Below are 17,282 nucleotides of genomic sequence, written 5' to 3' on the forward strand. Positions count from 1 at the left end.
TCGGGAGGCGGAGTGACTCGATGACCGCCACGCAATTGGATTCGGCCGACATGGAAACGTCAAGTCGCTTTGTTGACAGGCCCGGCCAGTCGCCAAAAGTATGCATCTCGGTGGCGAATGCTTGCAAATACCTAGGTATCCGGACGTCACGGTCTGAGACGATGTCAGTCGGGCAAGGGCCGTCTGGAGCGCCTCCTCGCCCTCGCCAAGTTCGATCGCCACAGACGGCTGGACGTCGGTGAGTGCTCGGACCGAGGCGGCCAGATTTTCCCAAAGGAGTTCGAATGCCGTGTGTCGTTCGTGGGCGTGGGCGCGGGCGGATGCGTAGACGGTCTTCGGCCCGCGATCAACCAGGTACACGGGGTCTTGTGCAACGCTCAGGTCGCGGAGATCATCAAGACGATCAATCATCGCCCCGATGAGCGCCTCTGCAACGTTCATACCTGCGGTACTGACGGCCCAGGAGGCGAACTGTTCCGGCGCGGCGATCGTGGGGAGGTAACGCCACAGTGGACTAGAGACGACTGCTTCGATGCCACTGCTGTTAAGGGCGGTGGCAAGGTGTCTGATCAGAGTCGTCTTCCCGCTACCATCGATCCCGTCGACGAAAATGATCATAGGGATGCCGACTCTTCGAGCATGCGTCTCACGGCCACGGCGCACCTGGCACCCGTGCGGCGAGCAGTTCGGCCTGTGCTACGTCGTCTGCGCCTGCACGGCGGTAGGCGTCGTAGGCTCCAAGGAGCGATCTGAGCTCGGTATCCGGCCAGTCCCGCAGCGCCTCGACTACCTCGGGAAGCCGGGGTCGTCGCCACTGGCGGGATCATCGCAGCAGTCAAGTCCGCGCCATACGTCAAGGGCTGGTTCAACGATCTGAAGTCGAAGTCGAGTGGAAACTCCGAGACGAGCGAGGGCGAGAGTCGACCACAGCTCGAGTCTCCATGTGACTCCGGTTGATCTTGGCGAGCAGGGCGAAGCGGCCGGCGCGATGGGCTCGCGTCGGTGGAGAACGTGCTGGTTCAGGCTGCGGCGCGGATCGCTGGTGCCGGTCGGGTGAAGGTCTTGCGGTGGCGGATGAGTGCCCAGAGGACGTCGACGCGTCGTCGGGCGAGGGCGAGTATGGCTTGGCGGTGGTTCTTTCCTTCGGCGCGTTTCTTCTCGTAGTAGGCACGGGAGGTCGGGCATTCTCTGGCGGCGGTGAAGGCGGCCATCCACAGAATGTGCCGCAGTCTCCGGTGGTATCGGCGGGCAGGCCGGTGGTTTCCGGAAATCGTTCCGGAGTCGCGGGAAACCGGCGCCAGGCCGGCATGAGCCGCGAGTTTGGTGGGGCTGTCGTATTCGGTCATGCCGGTGGTGTGGACGAGTAGTTCAGCGGTGAGCAATCGCCCCATGCCGGGCAGGCTCTCGATGATCGGCGCCAGCGGGTGCTGGTCGAGCTGCTCGGCGATGAGGTCGTCGACAGCGGCGATGCGCTGCTCCAGGGCGAGGATTTCGGTGGCCATCTGCCCGACCACCACGGCGGCGGCCCGTTGTCCGGGCAAGTTGACGGTCTGCTGCCGGGCGGCGGCCACCAAAGCCTCGGCCACCTGCACGGCGTTCTTCACGTGCCCGCGGCGCAGCAGGGCGGTGATCCGGTCGACGCCGGCGTGCCGGATCGCGGCCGGAGTCTGCCAGCACGCGAGGACCATCATCGGGGCCTTGCGGTTCAGGTCCACGGCACGTTCGAGGGCGGGGCTGATGCCGGTGAGTAGTTCCTGCAAGCGGAACAGGGTGGCGACGCGCTGGCCGACGAGGTCGGCGCGGTAGCCCGTCAGGAGGGTCAGCTCGGCCAAGAGCCGGTCAGCCGGTTCCAGGATCGGAATGTCGGGGCGCATGCGGATGGTCTGGGCGATGACCACCGCGTCGCGGGCGTCGGTCTTGTTCTCCCCGGCGAACGCGGCGGCCATGTGGAACGCGACCGTCCCGGAGACGTAGCGGACCTGAACCTCGCGCCGCCACAGCAAGGTCAGCAGCAGCGCGGACAGGCCGGTGGTGACGTCGACCGCCCAGCAGACCGCACGGCCATGCGTCGACACCTCCGCCATCACGGTGAGCAGTGCGGTCTCGTCGTTGGCGACCCGGCGGGAGTAGACCAACCGGCCGTCGCCATCGACGGCGACCACGTGGTGGTGGGTCTTGCCGATGTCCACGCCGATCCACAACTTCGCCACCCTCATGCTCCCCTTCATCGGTCAGTTTTGGCGAATAGCCCTGGTCTGCGGGTTCGGACTTGCCGGCACCTTCTCACGAGGCGAACGCAGGTCGCGGATCTCCATCAGCGGTCTACCGAATCTCGCAGACGACGAAGCGGCGGGTGGCATCTCCTACCGTGAGCCAAGCGATCTCGACGAAACACATGCAGCCATACCCACCGCTCCCGGGCATCAGGGTCTACGGCCACCAGGGCCGCGCCCGTTCAACCAACCCGCCGGTAAGGCGAGAGCGGGCGGCACCTCGAAGCTCAGCCACGATCACGGCGGAACACACTTCAGCCATCCCCACCCTCGGACCCTGCGGGCGCGGCAACCCTGAGCCTGCCGCCGTCGCCGGCCGGCACCCCGGACACGATGTGCGGGACCTGCGAGCATGAGCGCTCCACCGAGCGCAGGGCAGGGGTTGGGCATCGGGACCCACGACGGCTGGTCGCCGGCCGCCGCTCCGAGACCGGCCTGATTCCCACGCCAACCGTCGCCCCAGCGGCTTGAATAGCGGTGTGCAGGTCAGCAAGGACGGGCGCGTCGGCACCGCCGCCGACGTGGACTGGATCGCCGGGCACACCACTGCCGGCGTCTCGATCACCACCGCGATCCCGCCGGTCTTCGACGCCTACGCCACCACGTATCAGACCGACGAGGTCACCGCCGCCGCCTACGAGCAGGCCCTGATCGAGGACCTCATCACGCACACGCCCGACCAGCCCTGGTGGCTGGCCTACCTCGACACCGGCGCCCACGACGTCGTCTTCCCCCACGCCCCGAGGGTGTTCCTCTACTGGAACTGGCCGTACGTGCTGGTCGAGGCCGGGACTGAGCAAGCCCTCACCTGGCGGACCGGTGGTCACATCCGCCACGCTCACGGCGCGCTACCCGATCTGTTCTTCCCCGCCGACCGGTCATGGCTGGTCTCCGCGCTCTGGGACGACACCTGGACCTGCCTGGGCGGCCGCAAGTCGCTGATCCACACCCTGGAGTGCGGCCCTGTGGCCAACGCCCGCCAGGTCCGACCCGACGAGGACGCGCTGCCACCGCGGCTGACCCGCGAGTGACGACCCACGCCCCGGGCAGCGGGCAGCCTCCGATCATGGCTAACGCCCCCACGTCTCGGCGGGACGGCAGTCGCTGGTCGGTTTGCCGTAGATCCGCTTCCCGTCCGGGCCCGCGTAGCAGTGCTCGAGTTGGTCCTCGGCCCGGAACAACGGACGCCTGTCGATCTCCGTCCCGGTGGCGTCGTAGCTGACCAGTTCAGGGTCGTTGCCGGCCTTGAGTCTGGCGTCGCTGGTCATCAGGCCGAACGCGCCTTCGGAAAGTCGTGCTGTGGTGGCGTGGCCGTCGCCGTGATCGAGCACGAGCCGGTGGACGCGGCTGCTGACCCGGCCGCTGACGCTGACGTCCCCACCGTCGAACTCGGTGGAGGTCAGCAGCAGCCGCTGCACCGGCCCGGGCAGCCAGGCACCGTGCGGCCACGGCTCAGTGGCGCCCCCGCCGGACTCCCGGGGTGTTCCCACCCACTCCACGTCACAGGTGGCGTAGCCGACGTCATTCATGAGCAACACCAGCGCGCGGTCACCTCGCTCCGTGGCCACCGCCAGGTCGGCCAGGGACACCGGAACGGGTCGCTCCCCTGGAGCCTGGCGGGTCTGTCGTTGTGGGGAGTTCCACTGCAGGCACCGCTCGGCCGCATCCTGCAGCGTCGGCGACAGCTCCCCGACCCCCATGGCCAACACCTGCACGGTCGAGCGCTCCGGCCGGTCCCACACCACCGATACGGCACCGGACGCCACGGCCAGCAGCACCGCCGCAGCCACGGCGATCCGCAGTCGTGGGGTACGCGGCGGAGGCGGGCTCGCGAAGCCGAGGATCCGGGCCCGCATCGCGCGCGCTGCCTCCGGTGGCAGGTCCCGCTCAACGGGCAGGTCGAGAATGTCGTTCACCGATTCCCCTCCTGAATCTCTTCCGGCATCAAACGGGCCAGGCGGCTGCGCGCACGACTGACCCTCGACCGCACCGCCACCTCGCTGATGCCCAACACGGCTGCCGCGTCCGGGTACGAAACGCCGGACCACAGGCACAACGCCACCGCCTCCCGCTCGGCCGATGGCAACCGGCGCACCACCGCGAGGACTTCGGCCATCCGCCGCTCGTCATCGAGCCGCGCAGAGACGTCCTCGGCGAGGTCACCATCGGCGTACCGCTCTCCCGGTAGACGCCGTAGCAGCGCCAGCCACCGGCGCGCCGACCGCCACTCCGAGCGGACCGCGTTGGTGGCGACGACCAGCAACCACGGCAGCGCCGATCCGTCCACGAGTCGCGCGTCGTGCCGGCGGCGCCACGCGACGAGGAACGTCGCCTGGGTGACGTCCTCGGCCGTCGACCACGACCCGGTCAGCCGGAACGCGTGGTTGTAGACCGGACGGGAGTACCGGTCGAAGAGCCGACCGAAAGCCGCCTCGTCACCGGCGGCGATCGAAGACCACAGTTCCTCGTCCGACGGCCGTACCTGATGCCTCACACCACACTATGGCCGCCAACGCGGGATCTGTTGCAGATCGGCCATCCATAGCTGAAGGCTGATCTCAGGGCTGGCCACGCCGCGCGTCGGCGACGGTGGCCAACTCACCGGGCCGCGATCCAAGCGTCAGGTGCCGAGGCCTGCGAGGTTGAGGCGTTCGAGCAGGCTGGGCTTGCGGGCGTGCACCGCCCGCAGTTCGGCCAGCCGCTGTTGGAACAGCCCGCTGTCTCCGTCGCGTTCGGCGAGATCGCGCAGGTCGACGAGGAGTTGCACAGCGCTGTCGTACTCGCGGGGTTTCTTTGTGGCGATGAGTTCGTCGACGCGCTGCCATGCGGCGGGTTGGTCGCTCGCGAGGGTGTCGAGGTGCCGTTGCCGGGCTGCTGCCGCGGACCGTTCCCGGCGGACCCGGTCGCGTTCACGCCGCTCGGCGTCGAGGCGTTCCCGTTCGGCGCGCAGGTCGGCGGCGGTGGCGAGTAGCTCTCCGGCGGTGCGGGCGGCCGTCGGGGTGGACGCGTCGGCGGGATGCGCGTCGCGGTAGCGGCGCAGCAGTCGGCTGCGTGGGTGGCTGTCACCGCTGGTAATCAGGTCGGTCAGGATGGCGTCCTTGTCCCGGGCGGGCAACCCGACGACCCAGGTCCGTAGTTGCGCAGCTGTCGGTTCACCGGAGGCGACCGGCGCCGACCCGGCCGCCGCAGCCGTGATCAGATCGGGGTCGATGCGCAGAAACTCGGCCACGGCGGTGAGGGACGCGTCGAGGCTGCCCAGTCCGGCCGGGGCGGGCGGCTCGGGCTCGTCGTCGGCGATGTCCTCGGACTGTATGCAGCGCAGCCAGGCAGGTAGAGCAGGCGCAGGTCGCCGGCGGCGAGGCCGGCCCGGACCGGGATGATGGAGGTGAGCAGGCGGTGGCCGTCGAGGTCCCACTCGTCGGTGCCGTCCTCGTCGTGGAGGTCGATGATGACGTGCTTGCCGGTGGTCCAGGCGGATGCGCTGTCGCCTTGGCAGTACTGGGCCACCGTGCCGGGGTCGAGCACGTGTTTCGGCAGCCGCAGCATGAGCTGGCGGGTTCCCCAGTTCGCCAGGTAGAGGTGCGCGTCGAAGTACCGTTCCATCAGCTTCCGCGGGTTGCCCTTGAAGTCGCCCCACTCGTAGGTGTTGACGAAGCTGGTGGCGGTGATGTCGGCCCGGGTGGAAAGCGACCGCAGCTCGGCCCGCTCCCGGCCGGTGAGGGGCCGGTCGACGGCAGTGAACTCGTAGTACTGGTACTCGCTCACCGTGGCCTACCGTCCGGCCCAGTGCCGGTAGGCGTCGATCCACCCAGCACCGTCCGGCGCGGGGGTGGGTAGCGGAAGGTCGAGAAGGCCGACCTGCTGCCGGTGGCGGCCGCGGACGCAGACCGCGACGATGCTGTCCGCCGCCAGCTCGACCTTCCGCACGGCGACCTCGACGCCGAGGACGGTGGTGGTGAACGGCACCGCCAGATGCTCCTCGATCATGGTGAACAGACCGGCGAGCTCGTCCTCGCAACCGTCCGTGTCGACCGTGGCTTCCTCGATCATCGCCTCCAGCGCGGCGTTGCCTTTCGATGCCATCGGCGGAGGATAGCGGACCGGTGTCGGGGTGTTGGGAGCCCGATACGCGAGGATGGTCGGCATGGGTTCGGTGGCCGAGTTCGCTGATCTGCGCCGGGAGGTGGAGCGGTTACGGGCGGAGAACGCCCGCCTGGCGCGTCTGCTGGAATTGCGCGGCCAGGACACGCTTGCGGCGCCGGAACAGTTGTCCGCTCCGGTGGAGCCGCCGGGGCTGGTTACCATGGCTTCGCCGACCCGGGACAAGCTGGCGTTGTTCGCCGACCGGTTCCGGGCCCGGGTCGACGTGTACGCCGTGCGGTGGGACAACGCCCGTACCGGCGCTGCCGGGTGGATGCCTGCGGTCGCCGGTGGTTGGCGTAGGGGTATGGACCGGCGGGGTGCCTCCTACCTGCCCCGCACGGCGGAGGTCGTCGCGGCGCATCTGGTCGGGGACGTGTTCATGGGCCTGTATCCGCTGATGCCCGGCAACACCTGCCACTTCGTCGTGGCCGACTTCGACGGGCCGACGGCGATGCTCGACGCCCTCGCGTACGTGAAGGCGGCACGGGCCAGCGCGGTGCCCGCCGCGTTGGAGATCTCCCAGTCAGGCCGCGGTGCCCACGTGTGGGTCTTCTTCACCGGTGCTGTTGCCGCGGCCACCGCGCGGGCCGTCGGCACGGTCCTGCTGCGGGAGGCGATGGTGCTGCGCGGGTCGATGGATCTGCGCTCGTACGACCGGCTGTTCCCCAACCAGGACGTCCTGCCCGAGGGGGGCTTCGGCAACCTCATCGCCGCACCCCTACAGGGACGCCGCCGCAAGGACGGGCTGACCACCTTCCTCGACCTCGGCATCCTCGAGCCGCACGCGGACCAGTGGGCGTTCCTGTCGACGCTGGACCGGCTCAGCCCCGGCGACGCCGATCGGATCGCCCGGCAGGCGAAGCAAGCCGTCACCGGTGCCGACGTCGCCACGATGAGCCGGTCCGCCGCGACCCAGGTCCATCCACCGCTACCTCCCGTGGTCCACGCGGAGGCCGGTGCCGGGCTGAGCATCGACGCCGGGCAGCTCACCCCCGCCGCCCTGGCGACGTTCAAGCACGCCGCCGCCATGGCCAACCCGAAGTTCTACGAACTGCAGCGACTCCGCAAGTCCACCTGGGACACCCCACGCTTCATCCAGGGCTACGACCTCACCCTCGATGACCACCTGGTCCTCCCACGGGGCCTGCGGCACACCATCGCCACCATCGTCGAGCGCGCCGGATCCCGGCTGGCCGTCACGGACGCACGGAACTCCGGGAGCGAGATCGACACCGCGTTCACCGCCGAACTCACCAGCAGGCAGGCCAACGCGGTCGGCGCGCTTCTCGCCCACGACGACGGGATCCTGGTCGCGCCACCGGGCTCCGGCAAGACCGTCATGGCCTGCGCCGTGATCGCCGAGCGCAACGCCTCCACTCTCGTCCTCGTCGACCGCAAAGCCCTCGCCGACCAGTGGCGCACCCGCATCCAACAGTTCCTCGGCATCAAGCCCGGCCAACTCGGCGGCGGCCGACACAAGCTCACCGGCACGGTGGACATCGCGCTGCTGCCCTCCCTCGCCCGGCGCGACGACGTCGCCACCCTGACCCAGGGGTACGGGCACGTCATCGTCGACGAATGCCACCACCTCGGCGCCGCAGCCTACGAGCACTCGGTCAAACGGATCGCCGCGCAGTTCTGGCTCGGCCTCACCGCCACCCCCACCCGACGCGACGGCCTCGGCCAACTCGTCACCTGGCAACTCGGCCCCGTCCGCCACACCCTGACCGACGAGGAACCAGGCACCCTCGCAGCCGCGATGCACACCGACGCCGGACCCCGGCGAGCGCTGTTCATCCACGAGACCACATTCCAACCCGGCGACATCGACCTGGACACGCCCGGCGCGCTCGCCGAGGTCCACCGAAGACTCGCCCTCGACGAGCCCCGTAACACCCAGATCGCCGATGACGTCGCCGCAGCCCTGACCCGCGGCCGTAACTGTCTCGTGCTGACCCGACGCGTCGCCCAGGTCGAGGCACTCACCGCTCTGCTCGCCGCACGCGGACATCAGGCGCTCGTGCTCCAAGGCGGGATGAGCACCCGCGAACGGCGGGCCGTCGTTGACCGGCTCGACGGCGCCAAGGCCGGCGACGGCCTGCTTGTCATCGGCACCACACCGTTCATCGGTGAAGGCTTCGACGCCCCCGCCCTCGACACCCTGTTCCTCGCCGGCCCGATCTCCTACGACGGCCTACTCGTCCAATGCGCCGGCCGAGTCATCCGCGCCGCACCCGGCAAGGACCTCGCCGAAGCCCACGACTACCACGACCCGGCCACACCCATCCTTGCCGCCTCACTCCCACGCCGCATGCCCGGATACCGGGCCCTCGGCTTCACCAGAACGTGAGTGCATCCCGACGCGATCACCACGCCTGGGCCCGCCGGTTACAGGGTGCGAATGAAAGGCCAAGCTTGCTGGGCCTAGCGTAGTAGGCTGATGACCATGGGCCGGTTCTCCGAGGATGAGCTGCAGGCGGTTGTCTCCCGGTACGAGGCGACGCGGTCGCAGGCGTTGACCGAGCGGGACGAGCAGCTGCGGGCGTTCCACGCGGCTGGCTGGCGGCCGGTGGATCTGCAGCGGGTCACCGGATACAGCCGAGAGACCATCCGTCAGGCGCTCCGACCAGAAGTCCGACGGGCGACCAACATCAGCCGACGCAGAACGGCACCCCAGCCGCCGGCGGACTACCGGCCCTACGGCGACCGCAAGCCCTACGTCGTGGCTGAAAGCCTCGCCGCGCTGCACGGCCCGGCCGATGGCACAGTGACGCTTCCGCGTCACCTCGACTGGTCCGGGCACGCCGAGTACGACCTTGACCGGCCCGCACGCCTGGCCAGCATGTACAAGGTGGTGCTCACCGAAGCCAGCACCGTCGAGGATCTGAACACCTGGCTCGACGCCGACCTCCTCCGGCGGCTCTGGCCCACCCTCTGGCTGCCGCCCCAGCTCCGGCAGCGCTGGGAGGACGCCTTCCCCGAACTCGCCGCGACCCGCAGCAACGCGGCATAGCGGTGGACCCCTTCCACGAACGCCTCGCCCGCACCGGGCTCGCGGCGTCCGATCGATACGGCTTCGCGCTGGCCGGCGGCTACGCGGTCCAAGCCGCCGGGCTCGTCGAGCGGCCCAGCGAGGACATCGATCTGTTCACCGCCTGGGACCGCCGCAACGAGTTCACCGCCGCGGTCACCGCCGTCGTGCACGCCTACCGAGTCGACAGCCTGACCGTCGAGACCGAGCGCCAGTACGACACCTTCGCCCGGCTGGCCGTCACCGACGGCATTCGGGTTGCCAAGGTCGAACTCGGAGTGGACTGGCGGGCCAACGAACCGATCCTCATGGCGATCGGACCCGTCCTCCACCCCGACGACGCAGTAGCGAACAAGATGAGCGCCCTCTACGGGCGAGCGTTCGCCCGGGACTTCATCGACATCGACGCCACCCTCCGCTCCGGCCGCTACACCCGCGAAGCCCTTCTCACCCTGGCCCAGCGCGCCGACCGTGGCTTCGACCCGCGCATCTTCGCCGACGCCCTCGGACAAGCCACCCACCTCGACCCCGACGACTTCGCCCAGTACGGCGTCACCGGCCCAGCGCTGGACGAACTCCGAAGCCGATTCGCGCAGTGGCGCCGCGAACTGCTCGACGACGAGGAACGATGACTCGGCCCCGACTCACGGCTACGTCATGCCGGCACCCACAGGGCCCACAACGTTCCAGCTGATCTTCGGCAAGCGATCGCAGCGAGCCCGCGAAGCGACCGGCACGCAACGGGGACGATAGGAAATTCGCAGTTCATCGGCCTGCGGACACCGGCGGAGGCCAGTCTTAGGAAACCGATGCTCTATCCCCTGAGCTACGAGGGCGCGAGCGCCTAGTCTAGCGACCTGCGGGTTCACCTGGGGTGGCAGGGAGTGGCCCACTTCCACCCACGTCACCCGGACCCCCGTTCGCCCAGCCCAGGACCACAGCCCGAGCACACGAACCCCCGTTTGCGACCACGAGCGGCTGCGGTGACCCGCGTCGGCACCGAATGACCCGGGTTGGCATCCGCTGGCGAGCACACGTCGCGTACATCATCGAAGATCAACGACGTCCCGTCTGTACAACCACCTTCGACGTCGCCACCGGAGGGCACGCCTTCCCCGAACTCGCCGCGACACACAACAACGCGACGTAGCCGTGGACCCCTTCCACGAACCGGCTCGACCGCGTGGCCCGCAGATCGAACACCAGATGACCGCGTACCGAACGCACCTTGCGCCGCAGATCGAAAGCCCAGATCCTCGCAGATCGAAAACGCGGCCGTTATGATGATGCCGTGCCCACACCGCATCTGATCCCCCGCCGCGCCGCCGCGCAGGTCGACGCTGCCCTGGAGGACACCCGCGTCGTCTTGATCAGTGGAGCACGCCAAGCAGGCAAGAGCACCCTGGTTCGCCTCGTTGCCGGCGATCGTCTGGCCGAGCGCCGCGATCTTGATCGGGCGCAGGACCGGGCGGCGGCGATCGCCGACCCGGTCGGGTTCGTGGACTCCTCCGACCTCCTGGTCATCGACGAGATTCAGCGCGCTCCGGAACTACTGCTGGCCATCAAGGCAGCAGTCGACGAGGACCCTCGTCCGGGCCGGTATCTGCTCACCGGCTCGTCACGGTTGTTCGGCATGGTTGCCGCCCCGGACGCGTTGCCCGGCCGGATGGAGACCGTGGAACTCTGGCCGTTCTCCCAGGGAGAACTCGACGCTGAGCCGGACGGATTCATCGACGCCGTCTTCACGCTCGGTCCGGACCTGCGACACGAGTCGGAGGTGACCCGCGCCGACTATGCGGCCAGGATAGTGCGCGGCGGCCTACCCGAGGCCACCACCCGTACCGACCCGCGCCGCCGCCAACGGTTCCTCGACGCCTACGTCCAGGCGCTCATCGACCGCGACGTCCGGCAACTGTCCGACATCCAGCACAAGGGCGAGCTACGCAAACTGGTACGCCTGCTTGCGGCCAGGTCCGCGACCATCATCGCCGCCAACTCCCTCGAATCAGCCCTCGGGCTCAGTCGACCGACGATCGCCCGCTACCTCCAGGCGCTGGAAGAGATCTTCCTGATCAAGCGGATCCCGGGCTGGTCCCGCAACCTGGGCACCCGGGCCACCGCCGCGTCGAAACTGATCTTCGTCGACTCGGGTATCGCCGCCAACGAGATCGCGACCGACGCCCGCGCGCTGCTCCGGCCGGGCGCACCGTTCGGGCCGCTGCTCGAATCATTCGTCCTGTCCGAACTGTCCCGCCAGCTCACCTGGTCCGAGCAGCCCGTCGACCTGTCCCACTACCGCGACCAGAGCAGGTACGAAGTCGACGCGGTGCTCGAGAACCGAGCTGGTCAGGTGGTCGGGATCGAAGTCAAGGCAGCCAGCACCGTCGGACCCGACGACTTCCGCGGGCTACGCCGGCTCGCCGAGCGCCTCGGCGACGACTTCGTCGCCGGCATCGTCCTCTATACCGGCACCGCCACGCTGCCGTTCGGCGACAGGCTCCGCGCCATGCCGGTCAGTACCCTGTGGCAGGCTCCCGCCCCGACAGCAGACTGACCTCGCTCCCAGGCTGCTCCTCAGCCGTTTCTGGCCACCGACGACCGAAGCGCTGGTCGGCTGATCTTCGGCAAGCGATCGCAGCGAGCCCGCGAAGCGACCGGCACGTACCGGGGACGATAGGAAATCCGCAGGTCATCGACCTGCGGACACCGGCGGAGGCCAGCCTTAGGAAACCGATGCTCTATCCCCTGAGCACGTGACCGCAGAGCCATGGAACTCTAGAACGCGGACAGACCAAACCCTCCGGCATACGGAGAAACCCCCATCCCCCATGAACTCGAGCAAATCCGTGCCTGGCCCCGATGGCGCAGACGCCGCGACACCAGGCCCGGACCCGTCACCACCGACGACAACGTCATCCCTGACCAATTGCCGTTGCAGTACCGGGTCGTCACGGCACTGCGTGAGCCGCTGACAAGGTAGTTGGCCGGAGCCGTACCCGATCGTCACGACGACTGCGCCCCGGTGGGTACAGACCCGCCGGGGCGCGCGCTAGCTGGGAGGACGACAGGCGGGTGCGGTCAGACGGTGGATTCCGACACGAAGTCCGCGATGGCCGTCAGCGTCTTGGGGTCGGTGAGGATCTTGCTGTGTCCGAAGCCCTGAGTGGTGATCATCCGAGACTGGCCGGGGAACGCCGCGGCGATCTTCTTGGCCTGCGACATCTCGATCCGACGGTCATCCTCGTCGTGGATCACCAGCACCGGACCGGTCACCCGGTCCGCCTGGTACGGGACGGAGAAACGGCGATAGATGTCCTGCTCCTGCGGGAACAGGCCCTCGAACCGGCGGCTCAGATCCTTCCTCAGGCGCTCGGACAAACCGAGTTCCTCGCTGAACCGGTGGACCAGGTAGTCGAAGTCGCACACGGCGTTCACCGTCACCACGCGGTCGACCTTGACCCCTTTGCGCATGGCGTGGAAGAGCGCCAACGACCCGAACGAGTGGGCGACGGCCGCCTGGAAGGGGCCGTGCCGCTCGTACAGTTTCTCGATGATGTCCGCGTACTCCAGCAGCGTGGTGCGATTTCCCTCGGAGTCGCCGTTGCCGGGTGCGTCGAAGGTGACCGCGCTGTATCCGCGGGCGAGCAGCTCCGCCACCAGCGGTGCGTACCGCGAGCCGCGGGACTCCCAACCGTGGACCACCAGGACGGGCTTGGTGCCGTCCCCCCACTGGTAGGTGACGACCCGCCGACCGTTGTACTCGATGCTTTCCACCTGGGCCTGGGCGTGGATCTCGGCCTCGTTGGGGCGCACCCGCGACGGGGTGCGGAGCTTGCAGAACAGTGCGAACGTCCACTTCCCGGCGAGACCCGGTGCGACCACCGAGGCGACCCGCAGCCCGGCCTTCACCGTGGAGAGGGCGATGCTCATAGGAATCTCAATTCAGTTGACGTTGCGGTCCACATGCGCCCAGAACTGGTCCCGGAGGATCCGACGCAGAATCTTGCCACTGGGGTTACGGGGGACTTTGTCGATGATATCGTACTGGGCAGGAATCTTGAAGTCGGAGATCAGCCCCTTCAACGACAACATCAACTCACGCGGCGTCGCCTGCTGACCTGGGCGTAATACCACAAAGGCCCGGACCGCCTCACCCCAGCGCTCGTCGGGGACGCCGATCACCGCCGCCTCCGCGACCGCGGGATGCTTGCACAACGCATTCTCGACCTCGGCGGGGTAGACGTTCTCCCCGGCCACAATGATCGTGTCCTTGATCCGGTCGGAAATGTAGAGATAGCCGTCCTGGTCGAGGTATCCGGCGTCACCGGTGCGGAACCAGCCGTCCACGAAGACCTCGTCGGTCGCCTCCTTGAGGCCCCAGTACTCGATCATGATCGCCGGGGTGCGCAGCCAGACCTCTCCCACCTCGCCTTGCGGCACCTCGACACCGTCCGCGTCGACCACCCTCAGGTCGACGCCGGGCATCGGGCGGCCGGCGGCCCGCATACGTGGGCTGCCCGGAACATGCTCGGCCGCCGGCAGACACACCGCGCAGTTCCCGGTCTCGGTGAGACCGTAGAGCTGGACGAACTCACAGCCCATCGCATCCAGGCTCTGCCGCAGCAGGCTCTCGGAGATCGGCGAGCCCCCGTAGGCGACCTTGCGCAGGCTGGCGAAGTCGTCCGACCCGACCCGGGGCTCAGCCAGGATCATCTGCAACATCGCCGGAACCACCAGGGTCGTGGTGATTCCCGACTCGCGGATCAGGGTGGCCGCCTCCGTGCTCAGGAACCGACGCATGGCCACGCTGGTGACGCCCGCGTTGAGCGCCTGCAACGCCCACCAGAGGCCGGCGACGTGGAAACCCGGGATGCCGATCAGGCTCTTGTCGTCCGACCGCCAGTCCAGCCAGTCCAGGTCGTTCTCGACCAACAGGTCGTTGATCCGGAAGAAGCTGCGGTGCGGCAGCACGACGCCCTTCGGAAGGCCCGTGGTGCCGCTGGTGTAGAGCTGCACGATCGGGTCCTCGGGCTGGACCGAGGTGTCCAGGTCGTCGGCGGAGTGCTCCGCGGTCCAGGCCCGGAAACCCGCACCCAACTCGCCCTCGCCGTCCATGTCGACCACGAGCCGTAGCTGATTCTGCTCCCGCTGGAGGTCCAGCGCGGTGGCGCGGAACTCGCGTTCGGTGAAGAGAAGCTCCGTGCCCGAGTCGCGCAGGATGTGCTCGATCTCCGTCGGCGTCAGCCGCCAGTTGATCGGCACGAGCACGGCCCCGCTCTTCGCGCAGGCGAAGACGATCTCGTAGTAGTACTCCGACTCCTTGCCCAGGTAGCCGACCCGTGACCCGGGTGTCACGCCGGCCGCGAGAATCGCGCGGGCCGACCTGTTGCTTCCCCGGTGCAGTTGCGCGAAGGTGACCTCGCGACCCTCGCATTCGATGGCGACACGGTCCGGATGCCGCTCGGCGTGAAAGGTCGCGGTGTCGACGACTGTCTTGAGGTTCGGGTAGTGCATCTGTGGCATCCCATCAGCTCGCGTCAGGACCATTGATAGCCTTCGGGCCAGTACCGTCTGCCGGTCAGGACCGGGCCGGGAAGGCGGCACAGTGCCTGCCCAGCCCGCGCCGACAGCTCGGTGAAGACGATCTCGGCGCCGGCCGCGTACTGCTCCCCCACCAGGTGCAGCCAGCCGGCCGCGTCCAGCTCGGCCAGCGGCACCGGCACGGCCTCGGCGGTCGCCGCCGCACCCAGCACCCACACGTTCCCGGTGACCGTCACGTCCGCCGCGCCCGGTCGCGGCGGTACGGCTCCCAGCGCACCGGCCTGCCACCGCGCGGCTACCTCGGTCGTTGCGGTACGCCCGGCCACCACATCGGACAGCACGTGGCGGTACCGACCGCCGAACAGTCCGCCGGACACCCGCAGCCCCACCGCCGTCAGCAGCTCGCACCAGCCCATCGCCCAGGCCAGCCAGGTGCCCTCCGGCAGTGCCTGACCGTCGGTGAGCAACCCGTCCAGGGCGGGCAGGCCCATGGCCTCGGCGCACCCGCGTAGCCGGGCGGCGAGCGGCTCGAACCCCGGACCCAGGCTGGTGGTCAGCACCGCCCTCAGCCGCGAGTCGTCAAGCTCGGGCAACTCGACGTGGATATCCGCCCGGGGCGCCCGCTCTACCGGGCCGGCGGCCAGTGCGTCGAGGAGTTCGGACCGGCCGGTGACGACGGCCGCGGAGCGGACCGGGAGATGGTCGCGACCGTGCGCCAACGTACGGCAGACCGTGTGGTGGTCCCACTCCGCGCGCTGGTCCAGGTGCCGGTGCAACCGGTCGGCGGTCGCCGCCAGCGCCGCGTCGTTGTGCGCCGAGAGGACCAGCAGGGCGGGGACACCCGGTGCCGTGGGGGCCGCCTCCGGCCGCCGCCGGCCCGGGACGCCCTCCAGGATGACGTGCGCGTTGATCCCGGTGAAGCCGAACGAGCTCACCCCGGCCAGGCGGCGGCCGTCCGACGGCCACGCCGTTGGTTTGTCCGCGAGCCGCAGACCGGTCCGGTCCCACGCGACGCCGGGGTCGAGGTTCTCCGTGCCGACCTGCGGCGGCACCTCGCCGTGGGCGAGGGCGAGCACCGTCTTCATCAGGCCCACCGCCCCGGAGGCGGTCTCCAGGTAGCCGAGGTTGGCCTTGCACGATCCCAGGTACAGCGGCGGGGCCGTCGGTGACCGACGCTCGTACGCCTCGGCCAGTGACTCGGCCTCGATTATCCCGCCCAGCCGGGACCCGTTGGCCTGGGCCTCGACATACTGCACGTCGAGCGGTTCGACGCCAGCACTGCGCAGCGCCAACTCGATGACCGTCTTCTGCCCGGCGCCCGCGGTCACCGCCATCGAGGGGCGGTCACCGTGGGAGTGGACCGCGCTGCCGCGCAGCAGCGCGTACGGCAGGTCACCGTCGGCGACCGCGTCGGAATGCCGTTTGACGACCAGGATGCCGCAGCCCTCGCCCCGGACGTGGCCGTCGGCCTCGGTGGTGAACGGGCGGCTGCGCCCGGCGCTCGACAGCATGCCCGGCTTGCCCAGCACCGCGGTGGTGAACGGGGAGAGCAGCAACTGGCAGGCACCGACCAGGGCGACGTCGCACTCGCGTCGCCGGAGTGCCTGCGCGGCCAGGTGCATCGCGGTCAGCGCCGAGGACGACGACGTCTCGATGGTCATCGCCGGGCCGTTGACGCCCAGCATGAAACCGATCCGCCCCGACGTCGCGCTCAGGGTGTTGCCGAGCGCCATGTGCGGGGACAGGTCGTCGGCCGGCACCCGGTTTCGCACCCAGGCTATCGGGTACTCCACCGTGCTCGCTCCGATGAAGATCCCGACCCGCTGGCGGCGCAGGTCGGCGCGGGTCAGGTTCGCGTCGGCGAGCGCCTGCACGGTGACCTCGAGCAGCAGGCGCTGTTGCGGATCCATCCGCTCCGCCTCCTGCTCGGTGATGCCGAAGTAGTCGGCATCGAACAGGTCGACGTCGTTCAGGTAAGCACCGGAACGGAGCACGTCGGCGATGGGTGCCAGGTCGGGCGCGTCGAGGTTCCAGCGCGCCCGACCGAGGCTGTCGGTGGGCGGGCCGGCCGACTCCGTCGGCACGACCCGTCCCTCCCGCAACGTGGTCCACAGACTCCGCGGATCATCGATCCCCCCGGGGAGGCGGCAGCCGAGCCCGACCACCGCGATGCCCTGGGTCTCGTCCTGCCGCTGCCGGGCGAGCATCACCATGAGTTGCTTCTTGGACAGCGACTCAAGATAGTCGATGTAGTTCGTCAAAGTCCGTTCTCCACGTCGCGCCTGCCCTGGTTC

The 17,282-nt window shown here is 69.1% G+C and carries 14 protein-coding genes; 5 read left to right on the top strand and 9 right to left on the bottom strand.

What is annotated here, in order from left to right:
• Positions 1-1,019 precede the first annotated feature (1,019 nt).
• Complete coding sequence (locus ACN267_RS21705) at positions 1,020-2,210, bottom strand: IS110 family transposase (RefSeq protein WP_421489533.1); 1,191 nt, start codon at positions 2,208-2,210, stop codon at positions 1,020-1,022.
• A 542-nt stretch (positions 2,211-2,752) separates the two neighbouring features.
• Here ACN267_RS21705 and ACN267_RS21710 point away from each other — a divergent pair.
• A complete protein-coding gene (locus ACN267_RS21710) occupies positions 2,753-3,304 on the top strand; it encodes a hypothetical protein (RefSeq protein WP_421489534.1) in 552 nt (183 codons plus the stop codon).
• A gap of 39 nt (positions 3,305-3,343) precedes the next feature.
• On the opposite strand, the gene ACN267_RS21715 is transcribed toward ACN267_RS21710, so the two are convergent.
• The 5 genes from ACN267_RS21715 to ACN267_RS21735 form a co-directional block, all read right to left on the bottom strand.
• Positions 3,344-4,189, bottom strand: a complete 846-nt coding sequence (locus ACN267_RS21715; protein ID WP_421489535.1) for a hypothetical protein — start codon at positions 4,187-4,189, stop codon at positions 3,344-3,346.
• The gene (locus tag ACN267_RS21720; RefSeq protein WP_357757614.1) at positions 4,186-4,767 is read right to left on the bottom strand and encodes an RNA polymerase sigma factor; all 582 of its coding nucleotides are present in this window, start codon (positions 4,765-4,767) and stop codon (positions 4,186-4,188) included. Before ACN267_RS21720 ends, ACN267_RS21715 begins: the two co-directional genes overlap by 4 nt.
• A 126-nt stretch (positions 4,768-4,893) precedes the next feature.
• Positions 4,894-5,502 carry a hypothetical protein gene (locus ACN267_RS21725; protein ID WP_421489536.1) on the bottom strand — a complete coding sequence of 203 codons (609 nt, stop codon included), beginning with the start codon at positions 5,500-5,502 and terminating at the stop codon, positions 4,894-4,896.
• The gene (locus ACN267_RS21730; RefSeq protein ID WP_421489537.1) at positions 5,469-6,038 is read right to left on the bottom strand and encodes a hypothetical protein; all 570 of its coding nucleotides are present in this window, start codon (positions 6,036-6,038) and stop codon (positions 5,469-5,471) included. Before ACN267_RS21730 ends, ACN267_RS21725 begins: the two co-directional genes overlap by 34 nt.
• Positions 6,039-6,044: 6 nt before the next feature.
• Complete coding sequence (locus tag ACN267_RS21735; RefSeq protein WP_228543333.1) at positions 6,045-6,356, bottom strand: hypothetical protein; 312 nt, start codon at positions 6,354-6,356, stop codon at positions 6,045-6,047.
• A gap of 61 nt (positions 6,357-6,417) precedes the next feature.
• Between ACN267_RS21735 and ACN267_RS21740 the strand changes: the two genes are divergently transcribed.
• The 4 genes from ACN267_RS21740 to ACN267_RS21755 all read left to right on the top strand — a co-directional run bounded on the left by ACN267_RS21740 (position 6,418) and on the right by ACN267_RS21755 (position 12,001).
• Entirely contained in the window at positions 6,418-8,766 is a 2,349-nt protein-coding gene (locus ACN267_RS21740; RefSeq protein WP_421489538.1) for a TOTE conflict system archaeo-eukaryotic primase domain-containing protein, read from the top strand.
• Positions 8,767-8,862: 96 nt separating this feature from the next.
• Positions 8,863-9,429 carry a hypothetical protein gene (locus tag ACN267_RS21745; protein ID WP_421489539.1) on the top strand — a complete coding sequence of 189 codons (567 nt, stop codon included), beginning with the start codon at positions 8,863-8,865 and terminating at the stop codon, positions 9,427-9,429.
• A gap of 2 nt (positions 9,430-9,431) precedes the next feature.
• The gene (locus ACN267_RS21750; protein ID WP_421489540.1) at positions 9,432-10,079 is read left to right on the top strand and encodes a nucleotidyl transferase AbiEii/AbiGii toxin family protein; all 648 of its coding nucleotides are present in this window, start codon (positions 9,432-9,434) and stop codon (positions 10,077-10,079) included.
• 659 nt (positions 10,080-10,738) lie between these two features.
• Positions 10,739-12,001, top strand: a complete 1,263-nt coding sequence (locus ACN267_RS21755) for an ATP-binding protein (RefSeq protein WP_421490476.1) — start codon at positions 10,739-10,741, stop codon at positions 11,999-12,001.
• 524 nt (positions 12,002-12,525) lie between these two features.
• Here ACN267_RS21755 and ACN267_RS21760 read toward each other — a convergent pair.
• Genes ACN267_RS21760 through ACN267_RS21770 form a run of 3 tightly spaced genes read right to left on the bottom strand, consistent with a single transcriptional unit; the run spans position 12,526 to position 17,249 of the window.
• Positions 12,526-13,377 carry an alpha/beta fold hydrolase gene (locus tag ACN267_RS21760; RefSeq protein ID WP_204958894.1) on the bottom strand — a complete coding sequence of 284 codons (852 nt, stop codon included), beginning with the start codon at positions 13,375-13,377 and terminating at the stop codon, positions 12,526-12,528.
• 12 nt (positions 13,378-13,389) lie between these two features.
• Entirely contained in the window at positions 13,390-14,970 is a 1,581-nt protein-coding gene (locus ACN267_RS21765) for a fatty acid--CoA ligase (RefSeq protein ID WP_239485299.1), read from the bottom strand.
• A gap of 14 nt (positions 14,971-14,984) precedes the next feature.
• Entirely contained in the window at positions 14,985-17,249 is a 2,265-nt protein-coding gene (locus ACN267_RS21770) for a beta-ketoacyl synthase N-terminal-like domain-containing protein (RefSeq protein WP_421489541.1), read from the bottom strand.
• Between the last annotated feature and the right edge of the window lie 33 nt (positions 17,250-17,282).

This window comes from Micromonospora sp. WMMD734, assembly GCF_049178975.1.
GTDB classification, from domain to species: Bacteria; Actinomycetota; Actinomycetes; order Mycobacteriales; family Micromonosporaceae; genus Micromonospora; species Micromonospora wenchangensis.

Coding starts and splice junctions, on each gene's coding strand:
- ACN267_RS21735 (WP_228543333.1), bottom strand. CDS start 6,356: ATGGCATCGAAAGGCAACGCCGCGCTGGAGGCGATGATCGAGGAAGCC.
- ACN267_RS21740 (WP_421489538.1), top strand. CDS start 6,418: ATGGGTTCGGTGGCCGAGTTCGCTGATCTGCGCCGGGAGGTGGAGCGG.
- ACN267_RS21745 (WP_421489539.1), top strand. CDS start 8,863: ATGGGCCGGTTCTCCGAGGATGAGCTGCAGGCGGTTGTCTCCCGGTAC.
- ACN267_RS21760 (WP_204958894.1), bottom strand. CDS start 13,377: ATGAGCATCGCCCTCTCCACGGTGAAGGCCGGGCTGCGGGTCGCCTCG.
- ACN267_RS21765 (WP_239485299.1), bottom strand. CDS start 14,970: ATGCCACAGATGCACTACCCGAACCTCAAGACAGTCGTCGACACCGCG.